Source organism: Meiothermus sp. Pnk-1 (assembly GCF_003226535.1).
In the GTDB taxonomy this organism is placed as follows: domain Bacteria; phylum Deinococcota; class Deinococci; order Deinococcales; family Thermaceae; genus Allomeiothermus.
In genome coordinates, this window is sequence record NZ_QKOB01000001.1 from 535,170 (window position 1) to 547,669 (window position 12,500).

The window sequence follows — 12,500 nt, forward strand, 5'->3', positions numbered from 1 at the left end:
CCTCGATTTTACTGGATTTCCAGGGGAGGGCCCTCGAGGTTAGGGGGTGGTTGGGTAACGGCGGGTGACAGGCTGCCCCGGCTGGCCCATCACCCCTTGGTCCTGCCCCCCCACCGCTACCCGCACCGCGGCGGGGTTCCCCGCCCGCACCACCACCGGCTGATCATAGCTGAGGACGGTGCCCTGCGCCGGGATGCCCTCGTAGAGTTTCTGTCCGCCGGGGGTGGTGACCCGGATCCAGCTCCTGCCCTCGAGCCGCAGCACCACGCTTTGGGGGTTGGTTGGCGGGGTGGGTTGGGGGTTCGCTAGGGTTGTACTGGGGCGGGAAACCGGCGGCGCTGCCTCGAGGGTCACCGAGAGGGTCTTGTTCTCGGTGAGGTGTAAGGTGGTTTGGTAGGGCTTGAACCCAGGAGCTTCCACCCGCAGCACCCGATCCCCTACCTCGATGCCGGGGGCCTGCACCGGAGACTGCCCCAGCAGGAAGCCATCCAGGTATACCCTGGCCCCAGGAGGTTGGGTAGTGACCCGCAAGGTGACCCGTTGGGGGGCGGTCGGGGGTGGAGGTGGGGCGACCTCTACGGCAGCGGGTTTGTTTGGGGAGGCGAACAGCCGCCAAACCGCTACCCCAACCCCTACCAAGATCAGCACCAACAAGGTCCAAAACCAGACCGGGAGCCCTTTGCGCGGGGGGGGCGTATCCGCGGTGAAATTGCCCGAATGGGGGCCAGTCTTGGCCGGGAACTCGGCCAGCAAGGGCTCTGGGTCTAGGCCCAGGACCTGCGCGTAGCGGCGAAGATACCCGCGGGATAATGCGGCCTCGGGGAGTTCTTCGTAGCGGCATTCCTCGAGCGCCTCGAGGATGGCTTTTCGCACCGCGAGTTGCTGGGCCATCTCGGCCAGGCTTTTTCCCTGGGCTTCGCGGGCTTCCTTGAGCCTCCGTCCGGTTTCGCACATTGTTTTGCCATTCTATGGCACTTTGGGCCGCTGAGGGTCAGGGATTGGGCGCCCAAGGCTGGGCTAAAGCCCCGGCGATGCGGGAGGCCAACCGCGCGTTCTCCTCGAGCAGGCGCAGGTTGACCTGGTCGGTCTGACCACCGGAAAGCTCGGAGATCCGCCGCAGCAGGTAAGGGGTCAGGCCCTTGCCTTGGATGCCGTGGCGGGCCGCTTCCTGGTTGGCCTGCTCGACCCAGGCCTGCACCTGTTCGAAGGGGAGCCCCTGGCTTACCGGGTTGGTCACCAGGGTTGCGGAAGGGAGCCCTAATTCCTTGGTACGCATATAGATCCGGGCTACTTCTTGGGGGCTTTCAGCCCTGGCAGGGACGCTAAAGGGGCTCTGGGGGGTGTGAAAGGCCGGGAATCTGTCGGTGCGGTAGCCGAGCAGGGTTACCCCGTAGGACTCGAGCCGCTCCAGGGTGGCGGCGAGGTTCAAGATGCTCTTGGCCCCCGAGCACACCACCACGATGGGGGTGCGCGCAAGCTCGGTAAGGTCGGCGGATTCGTCGTAGGGGTCGGGGTGAACCCCGCCGATTCCCCCCGTGGCGAACACCGCGATCCCCGCCCGGTGGGCCAGGAAAGTGGTGGTGGCGACGGTGGTCCCGGCGTTTCTTCCCTGCGCGGCCAGGGCCGCCAGGTTCCACAGGCTGGCCTTGTCGGCTTTGTCGTCGAGGGCTAGCTGCTCGAGCTCCTCGGAAGCCAGGCCCACCACCACCTCGCCTCCCAGCACGGCGATGGTCGCGGGGATGGCCCCCTCCTCGCGGACGGCGGCCTCGAGCCTTCGCGCGGTGTGCAGGTTCAAAGGGCGCGGCAGCCCGTGGGTGATGACGGTAGACTCTAAAGCCACCACCGGTTGGCCCTTGCGCAGGGCGGTTTCGACTTCAGCGGATAGGCGCATATTCCCAGCATACCCGTATCACAACGCAGGCCACACCAGAACCTCCTGCTCGGCCCGCAGGTTGTGAAACACCAGCCCCTCGGCGGTGAACAGCATCCGTGCGCCTGCTCCGGGTTGGGCTTCGATCATTATCCGCACCTGGCGCTCGCCTGCTTGCACCTCCACTGCCTCGAAGTGGCCGTACTGATGTATCCAGGCGCGGATCACCAGCGGGTCCAGCCGGGCCATCGTGCCTCTCCCTTCGGCGAGGGCGGTGCGGAGCTGGGCGGTGTGGGCCAGGCGGTGTTGCACCTTGATCAGCCCCAGCCGGGCCAGGTGGCCGAGCAGGGCGGTGACGGCCTCGAGCCCGAACTTGCTGCGGGCGGAGAGCTCGAGCGGGGAGAGCGGGCTGTTGAGCTGGCTCAAGACGGCGAGTTCATTAGGGAGCAGGGTAAGCTGGGAGGGGAGGTTGTTCACCCTTAGGGTTACCCGGTCAAAGACCCCCACTTCGATCCGTTCGTCGAGCTGGCGGATGGCCTGGAGCAGGTAGTGCTCCAGCGCTTCCGTAAGGGTGTGCCGGGGAGCTTGGTCCCCGGGCGAGAAGCGAAACGGCCCCTCGCGCAAGCTCAGGATCCGGTAAAGCCCCTCGGCCCCCTCTACCCCGCGGTAGCTGGCGTGTACCGGGCGACCCTTATCCAGATAGATCTCCCCGCGCGGTACATAAAACCCTCCGCTTTGCTTGCTCTGGCTCAGGAGTTGCAAGAGGTCGATCGGCCCCAGCAGGCTGAAGTTGCCTTCCACGAGGATCAGAATAGGACGCTTGCCGGGGAGGATTGGGTTATCTGGAGTAGCCCGGAGGAGCGCTCGCCATGCTGCTTATTGCTCTACCTGCTCGAGCGCTCGCTCCACCGCCCCCAGATAGCTCGTCCCGAAGAAGTGGACGTGGGCCAGCAGGTAGTAAAGCTGGTACGCCGGGATGGCCCGCCGGATCTCGGGGGGAATCGGGTAGAGCGCTCGGTAGCAGCGCCAAAATTCCCCCGGAAACCCGCCGAATAGCTCCATCATGGCCAGGTCTACGGCCCGCTCGCCCCACCATACCGAGGGGTCTAGGAGGGCCGGACCGCCCTGGGCGAAGTAGACGTTCCCGTACCACAGGTCCCCATGGAGCAGGGTGGGGCCCTCGCTGGGGAGGGGAGAGGAGAGGGTGTTCTCGATGCGCGGCCCCAGGTTTCCCAGCTTGCTCCAGGTCACCTCGAGCCAAGGCCGCATCCGCCGCTCGGCCCAGAAGCGGTTCCAGTCCTCGCCGGTGCCCGTAGGCAGCGCAAAGCTCCCCAGAAACACCGGGTCGTCCCAGCCGTAGGCGGGCGCGCGGGTTCGGTGCAGGGCGCAGAGCATCCGGGCCAGACTTTCCCAGTCGGGTTCGCCGGGCTCGAGGTATTCCAGCACCAGCCCCTCGGGGGAGGCCCAGTACACTTGGGGAACCCGTATCCCCGCTTGCCTCAGCGCGCAGAGGCCGCGGGCCTCGGCCTGGAACAGGCCCTGGGGCGGATGGGGGTGGGTTTTGACCACATAAGGTCCGGCGCGTACCACTTGCCCGATCATTCCCCCGCTCAAGGGTGTAAGGGGGTAATCGGGTAATCCGGCGCGTCTGAGCAGGTCTTGGAGAGAGGCAGCCATGGCTCGAGCGTAGTTTTACGCGCACGCGGGGGGGCCGATGGGCAAAAGAGCAGGGTTACGTGGAAGAGGAGAACAGGCGGCGCACGGTTTCGGCATAGAGCTCGGGCTGGACCTGCTCTTGCAGGATCATCTTTAGCAGGATAAACCCTTGGCCCAGGCTCAGCATCACCCGCGAGACCCCCACCGGGTCGAGATCGGCCCGCATATTCCCCGTGGCCTGGGCTCGCCGGACGACCTCCGCGAAGAAGTCCAACAAGGCCCCATAGGCCCTTTGGGCTTGCTCGCGGGCCCTGGGGTTGCGCACGACCTCCGACAAAATTTGCGGCAACATCCGGGAGAAGGGGTCGCCGTGGTCATCTATGCGCGCCGAAAGCGACTGGATCGCGGAAGCTACCGCCTCCGCCAGGTCCGCCGAGCTCTGGTTGATCTGCATGAAGTCGGCAATTCGAGAGGACATGTAGCGCTCCACGATGGCCGCGATCAATTCGTCCTTGCTCTTGTAGTAGCGGTAGACGCTCCCTGCGGAGAGCCCACTCTCGGCGATGACCTCCGCCATGCTGGTGGCGTGGAACCCCTCCCGGGCAAAGCAGCGCGCGGCAGCTTGCAGAATTTGGTCTTTGCGTTCGATTCGATGCTCCTCGGAGACCCTGGGCATGTCCCCAAGGTATCACAAAAATGAACGTTCACTCTTGACTCCCATCGCCCCACAGAGTAAGCTCAGATCAAGTGAATGAACGTTCGCTTTACAGGAGATCCCATGCCGCGATCCCCCACCCATATCGTCCTCGGCTCGAGCCTGCTCCTCCCCCTGCTGGCCTCGACCATGCTGTACATCTTCGCCTGGCCCGCGGTCAACACCAAGCCGCACCGCTTGCCGGTGGGGTTTGTGACCACCCCGACGCTGGAGGCCCGCCTCCCGCGCCTCCTGGAGCAAATCCAGGAGGGAGGGTTCGAACCCCGCTTTTACAAAAGCGAGCTTGAGGCGCGCGCCGCCATCCAAAGGCGCGAGATCTACGGCGCGCTGCTGATCGACCCCGCCACCCCGAGCGATTTCACCCTCCTCACCGCCTCGGCCGCGAGCCCCGCGGTTGCCCAGCTCCTCACCGGCATCGGGAACTCGCTGGGCGCGCTGCTCTCGGCAGCAGGGTTCTCCAGCCCCAAGGTCAACGACGTGGTGCCCGCCACCTCGAGCGATCCCCGCCAAGCCGGGCTGGCCACCGGCGTCCTACCCCTGATCCTCTCGGGGGCCATCACCGCCTTGCTGCTGGTGCGCGGGCTTGGGCGTCTGGGCCAGCGTATCGTGGGGCTGGGGTTGGTCATGTTGACGACGGGGGCAAGCCTGGCGGCAATCTGGCAGTACGCCTTCGGCACGCTTGCGGGCAGCTATGGGCTCAACGCCCTCGTCGCCGGCCTGACCGTCGGGGCGATAGCGGCCTTCGTGGCCGGGCTCGGCGCAACGATGGGGACGCCGGGCTTCGGCCTGGGGCTCGCCACCCTGCTCTGGCTATCCAACCCCTTCTCGGCCATCAACAGCGCCCCGCAGTTGCTCCCCGAGCCTTGGGGGGCCATCGGCCAGGGGCTGCCCCTGGGGGCGTTTGGGACCCTGATCCGTTCGGTGGCGTTTTTCAACGGGGAGGGGGGAGGGCAGGCCTGGACGGTGCTTTCGCTCTGGCTGTGCTTCGGCCTGGCGCTATTGTGGGTGGGCTCGAGGCGCGCCGCGCAGGGGGCGAAGGCCTAGGAGGAGGGTTATGGCTCGAGGTCAACGCCCGCTTGCCATCGGTCAAAGGCTCATCCCGTACCTGCTGCTCGCCGCTGTTCTACTCGGTCCAGGCCAGGCCCAGTCGCTCAGCTTGGGGCTCTACGGGCGGCTCACCCCGGAATACCTCACGCCCACCGTGGAGCTCGGCTACCCTGTCGGAGACGCTGCCTTCGAGCTGCGGGCCCAGCGGGACACCTTTGGCGTATCGGTGGAGAGCGCTTTGGACCTGAGCGCGGTGGGGCGGATCCGGTACGGGGCCAGGGCCAGCCTGGGCTTTGCCGGCTGGGGCTTGGAAGCCTTCGCCGACGGCGGGGTGGCGCAGATCGCCGGGGAGGTGCGCCTCCTGTACGCCAGCACCGCCCCCGCCAACCTCTGGGTCGGCGAGCGCGACCCAATCTCGCCCCTTTCGGCGGGGTTCAACGGCCGGGTCGCCGTCCGCTACCGCCTCTCCTCCACCCACACCGCGGGGCTATCGCTGTCTTATAGCGCCCCTCTGCTCACCGCCGAGGCCACCTATGCCCTAAGGGATACGGGCACCCTCACCGTGGGGCTGGGGTACAAGGCCGGCCTGTACGGCCTGCTCGGCTGGCGCGGCGAACTGGGGGAAGAGGGAGCGCTGCTCGAGGCCCTCCTGCGCGCGGGATACACGAACGAACTCGAGGCCACCCTCACCACCCCACTGGACGAGGAGAACACCCTCAAGCTGCGCCTCGGCCTGGCCTACCCCTGGGTGGGCAAGCTCGGAGCGGAGTACGCCAACTTCCGGCTGGACGCAGCCTACGACGGCAGCCTGGTGCTGTGGCTGCGGTACAGGCTGGACTTGCCGTATACGAGGTGAAACCATGATCGCAACCAAGAAAACCATCCCTCTACTCGCCCTCTGCGTGGCCGCCCTCCAGATCGGTCTGGCCCAATCCGCCGACGAGATCATCAAGCAGGTATCCGCCAACCTCAACAAGTCGCCCTGGGAAGCCACCCTGGTGGGCACCATCCAGAGCGACACCGGCGCGGTGCAGGAGGCGGAAATCCGGGTGCAGGTGCTCCCCGGAAGCGACCGCCTGACCCGCCTCGAGTTCAAAAAACCGAGTGCCCTGGAGGGCAACTGGGTGCTGATCTCCGAAAAAGAGGTCTGGAACTACCTCTTCCTCACCAACCAGCTCATCATTCAAAACCGCGCCACCGCCAAGCTGGCCGGGCTCAACGACAACATCACCCAGTTGGGCGACTTCGACAAGATCTCTGATCGGGTGGCGTTGAGGCTCGTGGGCGAGGAGAATACCCCGCAAGGGCCAGCCTGGAGGCTCAGCGGGGCTCCTAAGACGGCGGGGCAGGGGTTTAGCACCATGGAAATCCTGATCCTCAAGTCCGATCCCCGGCCGCTCAGCCTGACCGTCAAAGATGCGGGGGGTAAGCCGCTGGCGAACCTGAGCGTCAAAGACTTCAAACGCTCCGACCTCAGCGCCAAAGGGCTCAAGAAATATCCTGCCGACGCGGCGGTGGTGCGGAAGTAAAGCCGTGGCTAGGGGCTCGAGCCCTTCCCCAGCCCCTCGAGAAAATCCTGGATAGCCCCTTCCAGCATCTGGTACACCTCCTCGAAGCCCTCGAGGCCGCCGTAGTAGGGGTCGGGGACCTCGCGGCCCTCCAGCAGCAGCCGGATTTTGTGGCGCGAGCGGGGAAACATCCGGTACAGGTGCTCGAGGTGGCCCTTGTCCATAGCAAAGAGATAGTCGTAGCCATCATCCTCGCGCTGGAGCTGGCGGGCGGTGTGGGGGAAGTCGGCCCCGTGCCGCCGCAGCACTTCCTTGGCGCGCGGGTCGGCTTCCTCGCCTACGTGCCAGGCGCCGGTACCCGCCGAGTCCACCTCAAACTCGGCTTCCAGGCCGCGCTCGCGGAGCATCCGCCGAAAGATGCCCTCGGCCATCGGGCTGCGGCAGATATTGCCGGAACAGACGAAAAGCACTCGGATCATGATCGTAAAAGATAGGCGCAAGTTCAGCGCGAGCTGGGTTATTGCAGCCGGAGGATCACGCCCTCGTTGGGGCGAAGCTCGAGGGGGCTATGCACGGCTCCGTACCTATCCAAGTGAGTCGAGAGCAGGATCTCCCCTGGCGGCACCGCCAGCGTCTTGGGTTCGGCGGTGAAGTTGAGGGCCACCAACCCCACCCGTCCCCGCAGGTAGGCGAAGACCCCTTCGGGGGCCTTGTAGCTTTCGTAGGGGGCTTCCAAAAAGCCGGGGGTCTCTCGGCGTACCACCAACAGGGTGCGCACCAAGGTCAGCATGGACTCGGGGTCGGCGTCTTGGGTTTCCACGTTGCGCTCGGGATAGTCGGGGTTCACCGGCAACCAGGGTTCCACCGTCGAGAACCCGGCGTAGGCGAAGGGGGTCCACTGCATGGGGGTGCGCTCCGGGTCGCGCCCGGGGTCCAAACCTTGATCGCCCGCGAGGCCACGCTGGCGCAGCGCGGCAGGGTCTTGTACTTTTTCCGGGGGAATCTCCCCATCCACCATGCCGATCTCGTCGCCGTAGTACCAGGTGGGGGAGCCTGGAAGGGTAAAGAGCATCATCGCGGCCACCCGGGCTTGGGCGTGGCCAATACGGCTGGCCAGGCGGTGCTGGTCGTGGTTGCCCAGTACCCAGTTGGGCGTGGCCCAAGCGGGCAGGCGGGCCTGGTACTCCTCCACGATCTGCCGGAGGTTTTCCGCCGTCCAGTTGGATAGCCCCCGGGTGATCAGGTGGAAGTTGAAGGGGAGGTGGCAGCCGGGCCGCTCGGGGGTGCCGTAGTAGGGGATGAGCTGCTCGTAGGGAAGGTAGATCTCGCCCACCATCATGCGGTCGCCCTCGAACTCGTCCAGGACTTGGCGCATCTCCTGCACGATCCCGCGGGTCTCGGGTTGGTCCTCGGTGTAGATGTGGAGGTGCCGCCCCCGGTCCCACATCCCCGGTTGCCAGTGGGGGTTTTCCGGTTCGTCGCGGAAGAGGGCATCTTCCGCCAGCAGCCACATCACGTCCACCCGGAAGCCGTCTACCCCCCGGCGCAGCCAAAAGCGCATCACCTCGTACATGGCGGCGCGCACCTCGGGGTTCCTCCAGTTGAGGTCGGGTTGCTCGGGGAGGAACTGGTGCAGGTAGTACTGTCCGGTTTTGGCGTCAAAGGTCCAGGCCGGGCCGCCAAAGAAGGACATCCAGTTGTTGGGCGGCCCACCGTCGGGTGCCGGGTCGCGCCAGACGTACCAGTCGCGCTTGGGGTTATCCCGCCCAGAGCGCGACTCCACAAACCAGGGGTGCTGGTCGGAGGTGTGGTTGGGCACGAAGTCGATGATCAGCTTGATCCTTCGCTTGTGGGCTTCTTCCAGCAGGCGGTCGAAGTCCGCCAGCGTGCCGAAGATGGGGTCCACGTCGCAGTAATCTGCGACGTCGTAGCCAAAGTCCTTCATCGGCGACTTGTAGAAGGGGGAGAGCCAGATCGCGTCCACCCCCAGGTCCTGGAGGTAACCGAGCCTCGAGCGGATACCCTCCAGGTCGCCGATGCCGTCCCCGTTGGAGTCCTGAAAACTGCGCGGGTAAATTTGGTAGATTACCGCATCTTGCCACCATTTGCGCGCCATAGCCCAACCAGCCTACACCGAGCGCGAGGGGTTAATGCACCCTTAACTTCACGCAGCTCTGGGGTCAGACCAGCTTTTTTGACCCTTCTTTTCGGGGTATCCATAGATCGAGGACACCCCATGAAACGCCCCTCCCTCTATGCGCTGGCGGTTTTGACTTTGGTCGGTTGCCAGCACGCCGGCAAGGTTCCGAGCGGGCCGGTTCCAGTCGCCGGACAGACCTGCCCGCAGTGGGTGCACGACCGCTACCAGGTGCAGGGCCCGGATGGCCAGTTCTACCGCACCTGGCACCCGCCAATAGACCCTGAGTACGGCTGTGCCTTCGGCCACGAACATGGCGATGACCCCCGCACCAGCCTGGCCAATCCCACCCTTCCTCCTTTCGGCTATATCAACCGCCAGGCTGGGGTAGACGAGCCCCATGAAGGGTTCAAGGTCTTCGTGGTGAATAAGGGGGCCGTCAACGACGAGGGACGGGTAGCCCTTGCCAGTTCGCGGATCGTGGCCCACATGGGCACCGGCGGGGTGGGCCGTTTCACCCGACAGCACCACTCGCTGATCTTCGACCTGGTGGCCGAAGATGGGCACCGGGTGCATTTGCAGGGCATGGCCGATACTAAGCTGGCCGGTTCGATCTGCGAGCGGGACGAGCGTCTCAACGACGGCGATCCGAACAACGACATCGGCCGCACCGTAGTCACGCTGCCCGGTACGGGTTGCGACGTGGGTTCGCTATATGAGATTTGGACGTTTTCGCTGGATGTGGGGAAGGCGGTAGCCATCGCCTCTACTGCGGTTTTCGACCCCATCACGGTGATGGACCCGGCAGACCGCTCGAGGCTCGTACTTACCAAGGACGTCTTCCCCCAAGCCGCCGACCCCAAAGGCTGTGACCGCGAAGCCTACCATGGCCCCACCTACTGGTACAACGGTTCTGGCCCTACCGTCTTCTATACCGATGCCTACGGCAAGCCAGGGGGAAACTTACGGCAAGAGGTCTCCAACCACACCGATATCGGTATCCCCATGGCCCACCGCGCGGACGGTGAGCTCAACCAGTTCAAATACCACCGTCCAACCTGCGGGCCAGGCATAGGAGCCAGGAACTAGCGCTCTGGCAACTTGATCTTTGGGGCATTGGGCTTTACTGGCGTCGTACGCTATACGCCAAGGGTGTACGGGCACCGCCCGTCCCGAGACGCCACCCCACGGCTTACGCCGAAACAAGCGTCTCACTCCGCTCGGCGAAAGAAGCGTCACCCCACGGCTTGCGCCGAAACAAGCGTCTCGCTTCGCTCGGCGAAAGAAGCGTCTCCTTCGCCGCCGGTAGGCGGGGTAGGGAAAAAAGCGTTTAGCGTCTGGCGTTTTGCGTACGACATACAAGTTACCGGACCACTAGATTCTGCTCCCCTAGCTCGCCAACGGTTGGTGGCACAGCCAAACCCCGCTTTTGGCCCGCCAGCCCTGGGGAAGCTGAATAGGGCCGGGGGGTGGTACCGCCAGCACCCTCTGGCCCACAATCTCGAACTCGAGCGCGGTGAACCACCTATCGAGGGCCTGAGCGAGCCTTCGCGTCTCGAGGAAGTTGAGCCGCAAGCGGGGCAGCTTGGCCCCCAAGCTCTTGAGGCCCGCGTAGGGGAGCAGCTCCGCAGGGTCGCGCCACACCCGGGGCGGCCCGATCAGCAACTCGGCCATCACCAACGCCAGACCGGGGTAGTGCTTCTGGAACGCCTCGGGGTCGAACTCGAGGGAGAGCTCGAGGTGCACCTCTACGTCTTGCCAGACTTCGCGTTTGACGCGTTCCATGCCTTTTTGTAGCACATCCGCGGGAGAGGTCAAGTGGGATAAGTCACGTCCAGGACGGCAAAGCTCGCCTAGGCAGGCTGACACTCGAGCCCTTTTTGTGTCAATCGCTGCGCTATGCTTAGGGCATGCTCCAAAGCTTGAAAGCGCGGTTGGGTCAGAAGGTCAGCACCGCCTTAGCCGACCTCGAGACCCATGGGAAAGACGAGGGCTACCCGCTGCGCCGCCCCCCGGTGGCCGTGGTGTACGCCGAGAGTGTAGAGGACGTCCGGCAAACTCTGGCCTGGGCCCGGGAAACCGACACCCCGGTAATCCCCTTTGGCGCCGGGACCAGCCTCGAGGGACACACCCTCCCCTTAGGAGCGTGTGTAAGCCTCGACCTCTCCCGGATGAACCGCATCCTCGAGGTCCACCCGGAGGATTTTCTAGCCGTGGTAGAGCCCGGGGTGACCCGCGAGCAGCTGAACGCTGCCCTCAAGGGGACCGGCCTATTCTTCCCGGTAGATCCTGGGGCGAACGCCTCGCTGGGCGGGATGGCCGCCACCAACGCCTCCGGGACCACCACCGTGCGCTACGGTGGGATGCGGCAGAACGTGCTGGCCCTGGAGGTCGTCCTGGCGGATGGGGAGACCCTAGAGCTGGGCCGGGCGGTGCGCAAAACCAGTGCCGGGTACGATTTAAAAGATCTCTTCATCGGCTCCGAGGGCACTTTAGGGGTCATCACCCGCCTCACCCTGAAGCTTCACCCCCTCCCCGAGCATATCCACACCCTGCGGGTCTTTTTCGAAAGCCTCGAGGCCGCCGCCGACGCGGCTTATCAGCTGATGGGCTCGGGGCTCCCGCTGGCCCGGCTGGAGCTGGTGGACGAGCTGGGGCTACAGGCGGTGAACCGCTATCTGGGGCGCGATTACCCCGAGAGGCCGGGGCTCTTCGTGGAGTTCCACTCCTCTACCCGAGAGGCGCTCGAGGCCGAGTCCACAAGCGCCCTGGCCTTGATGCGAGAAGCCGGAGCCCTGCGGGTAGACGCTGCCCTCACCCCAGAGGAGCGCACCCTCCAGTGGGAGGCGCGGCACCAGCTGTACTGGGCGCTGGTGGCCCAGTACCCCGGACATCGGTTCATGATTACCGATACCATAGTGCCGATTTCGAAAATGCCGGAGCTGGTGCGCTTCGCCAGGGCCACCCTACAGGAGATGGGCCTCGGCGGGAGCATCGTGGGGCACGTGGGCGATGGAAACTTCCACACCCTCATCGCCACCGACGAAACCCTCTACCCCAAAGCCGAAGCCTTCGCTGCCAGGCTGGTAGAACATGCCCTAGACCTGGGAGGTAGCTGCTCGGGGGAGCACGGGGTGGGCCTGCGCAAGAAAAAATACCTCCTGGCCGAGCACGGCGGGACCCTCGAATGGATGCGGCGGATCAAACAGCTATTCGACCCACAGAACCTGCTCAATCCCGGTAAGGTCGTGTAGCGACCCACGGCGCAAGGCGCGCTACGAGGTATACCAACCTCACCCCAACCTTTCCCTGCTAGGGGTACGTCCCATGTTGAACGTCATACGTCATACGTCATACGTCATACGAAGGGGATCGGTCCCCCGGGTGTACGGAGCTTGCTCCGTCCCGATAGGGAATCTACCTCTGGGTGTACAGCCATAGGCTGTCCCGAAGGGAATCTACCCCGGGTGTACCGGCCCTGCCGGTCCCGATAGGGGATCGTCCCCTAGGTGTACGGCGGTACGCCGTCCCGAGACGCTTCCTTCGCCGCCGGTAGGCGGGGTAGGG

At 65.1% G+C, this 12,500-nt stretch carries 13 protein-coding genes; 5 read left to right on the top strand and 8 right to left on the bottom strand.

All coding sequences use genetic code 11. The features are described from left to right. Positions 1–39: 39 nt before the first annotated feature. The 5 genes from DNA98_RS02750 to DNA98_RS02770 all read right to left on the bottom strand — a co-directional run bounded on the left by DNA98_RS02750 (position 40) and on the right by DNA98_RS02770 (position 4,202). A complete protein-coding gene (locus DNA98_RS02750) occupies positions 40–954 on the bottom strand; it encodes a RodZ domain-containing protein (protein WP_110525322.1) in 915 nt (304 codons plus the stop codon). Between the two features lie 37 nt (positions 955–991). Then, the gene (locus DNA98_RS02755; protein WP_110525324.1) at positions 992–1,891 is read right to left on the bottom strand and encodes a pseudouridine-5'-phosphate glycosidase; all 900 of its coding nucleotides are present in this window, start codon (positions 1,889–1,891) and stop codon (positions 992–994) included. Positions 1,892–1,909: 18 nt separating this feature from the next. Beyond that, positions 1,910–2,671 carry a DUF4388 domain-containing protein gene (locus DNA98_RS02760; RefSeq protein WP_146237970.1) on the bottom strand — a complete coding sequence of 254 codons (762 nt, stop codon included), beginning with the start codon at positions 2,669–2,671 and terminating at the stop codon, positions 1,910–1,912. 75 nt (positions 2,672–2,746) lie between these two features. Then, the gene (locus DNA98_RS02765) at positions 2,747–3,547 is read right to left on the bottom strand and encodes a fructosamine kinase family protein (protein ID WP_110525328.1); all 801 of its coding nucleotides are present in this window, start codon (positions 3,545–3,547) and stop codon (positions 2,747–2,749) included. 55 nt (positions 3,548–3,602) lie between these two features. Continuing rightward, complete coding sequence (locus tag DNA98_RS02770) at positions 3,603–4,202, bottom strand: TetR/AcrR family transcriptional regulator (RefSeq protein ID WP_110525330.1); 600 nt, start codon at positions 4,200–4,202, stop codon at positions 3,603–3,605. Between the two features lie 102 nt (positions 4,203–4,304). On the opposite strand from DNA98_RS02770, the gene DNA98_RS02775 reads away from it, so the two are divergent. From DNA98_RS02775 to DNA98_RS02785, 3 genes are read left to right on the top strand one after another with little or no spacing between them, the layout of a single operon-like run. Further along, the gene (locus tag DNA98_RS02775) at positions 4,305–5,285 is read left to right on the top strand and encodes an ABC transporter permease (protein WP_129865749.1); all 981 of its coding nucleotides are present in this window, start codon (positions 4,305–4,307) and stop codon (positions 5,283–5,285) included. A gap of 10 nt (positions 5,286–5,295) precedes the next feature. Then, positions 5,296–6,144 carry a hypothetical protein gene (locus tag DNA98_RS02780; RefSeq protein WP_110525334.1) on the top strand — a complete coding sequence of 283 codons (849 nt, stop codon included), beginning with the start codon at positions 5,296–5,298 and terminating at the stop codon, positions 6,142–6,144. Between the two features lie 4 nt (positions 6,145–6,148). After that, positions 6,149–6,817 (top strand): outer membrane lipoprotein carrier protein LolA, encoded by a 669-nt coding sequence (locus DNA98_RS02785; protein WP_110525336.1) that lies wholly within the window; start codon positions 6,149–6,151, stop codon positions 6,815–6,817. A gap of 8 nt (positions 6,818–6,825) precedes the next feature. On the opposite strand, the gene DNA98_RS02790 is transcribed toward DNA98_RS02785, so the two are convergent. Both DNA98_RS02790 and DNA98_RS02795 read right to left on the bottom strand, forming a co-directional pair. After that, positions 6,826–7,275: a low molecular weight protein-tyrosine-phosphatase gene (locus DNA98_RS02790; protein WP_110525338.1), complete on the bottom strand. Its 450-nt coding sequence runs from the start codon at positions 7,273–7,275 to the stop codon at positions 6,826–6,828. Between the two features lie 38 nt (positions 7,276–7,313). Then, a complete protein-coding gene (locus DNA98_RS02795; protein ID WP_110525340.1) occupies positions 7,314–8,912 on the bottom strand; it encodes an alpha-amylase family glycosyl hydrolase in 1,599 nt (532 codons plus the stop codon). A 120-nt stretch (positions 8,913–9,032) separates the two neighbouring features. Here DNA98_RS02795 and DNA98_RS02800 point away from each other — a divergent pair, with 120 nt between their 5' ends. Beyond that, entirely contained in the window at positions 9,033–10,022 is a 990-nt protein-coding gene (locus tag DNA98_RS02800; protein ID WP_110525342.1) for a hypothetical protein, read from the top strand. Between the two features lie 300 nt (positions 10,023–10,322). Here DNA98_RS02800 and DNA98_RS02805 read toward each other — a convergent pair whose 3' ends face one another. Next, positions 10,323–10,718, bottom strand: a complete 396-nt coding sequence (locus DNA98_RS02805) for a hypothetical protein (protein WP_110525448.1) — start codon at positions 10,716–10,718, stop codon at positions 10,323–10,325. A gap of 125 nt (positions 10,719–10,843) precedes the next feature. On the opposite strand from DNA98_RS02805, the gene DNA98_RS02810 reads away from it, so the two are divergent. After that, positions 10,844–12,187 (top strand): FAD-binding oxidoreductase, encoded by a 1,344-nt coding sequence (locus DNA98_RS02810; protein ID WP_110525344.1) that lies wholly within the window; start codon positions 10,844–10,846, stop codon positions 12,185–12,187. The last annotated feature ends 313 nt before the right edge of the window (positions 12,188–12,500 follow it).

Bases quoted from the DNA above. Each gene is read 5' to 3' on its own strand.
- DNA98_RS02755 (WP_110525324.1), bottom strand. From the start codon at position 1,891: ATGCGCCTATCCGCTGAAGTCGAAACCGCCCTGCGCAAGGGCCAACCG.
- DNA98_RS02770 (WP_110525330.1), bottom strand. From the start codon at position 4,202: ATGCCCAGGGTCTCCGAGGAGCATCGAATCGAACGCAAAGACCAAATT.
- DNA98_RS02785 (WP_110525336.1), top strand. From the start codon at position 6,149: ATGATCGCAACCAAGAAAACCATCCCTCTACTCGCCCTCTGCGTGGCC.
- DNA98_RS02775 (WP_129865749.1), top strand. From the start codon at position 4,305: ATGCCGCGATCCCCCACCCATATCGTCCTCGGCTCGAGCCTGCTCCTC.
- DNA98_RS02750 (WP_110525322.1), bottom strand. From the start codon at position 954: ATGTGCGAAACCGGACGGAGGCTCAAGGAAGCCCGCGAAGCCCAGGGA.
- DNA98_RS02780 (WP_110525334.1), top strand. From the start codon at position 5,296: ATGGCTCGAGGTCAACGCCCGCTTGCCATCGGTCAAAGGCTCATCCCG.
- DNA98_RS02800 (WP_110525342.1), top strand. From the start codon at position 9,033: ATGAAACGCCCCTCCCTCTATGCGCTGGCGGTTTTGACTTTGGTCGGT.
- DNA98_RS02790 (WP_110525338.1), bottom strand. From the start codon at position 7,275: ATGATCCGAGTGCTTTTCGTCTGTTCCGGCAATATCTGCCGCAGCCCG.
- DNA98_RS02810 (WP_110525344.1), top strand. From the start codon at position 10,844: ATGCTCCAAAGCTTGAAAGCGCGGTTGGGTCAGAAGGTCAGCACCGCC.
- DNA98_RS02765 (WP_110525328.1), bottom strand. From the start codon at position 3,547: ATGGCTGCCTCTCTCCAAGACCTGCTCAGACGCGCCGGATTACCCGAT.
- DNA98_RS02795 (WP_110525340.1), bottom strand. From the start codon at position 8,912: ATGGCGCGCAAATGGTGGCAAGATGCGGTAATCTACCAAATTTACCCG.
- DNA98_RS02805 (WP_110525448.1), bottom strand. From the start codon at position 10,718: ATGGAACGCGTCAAACGCGAAGTCTGGCAAGACGTAGAGGTGCACCTC.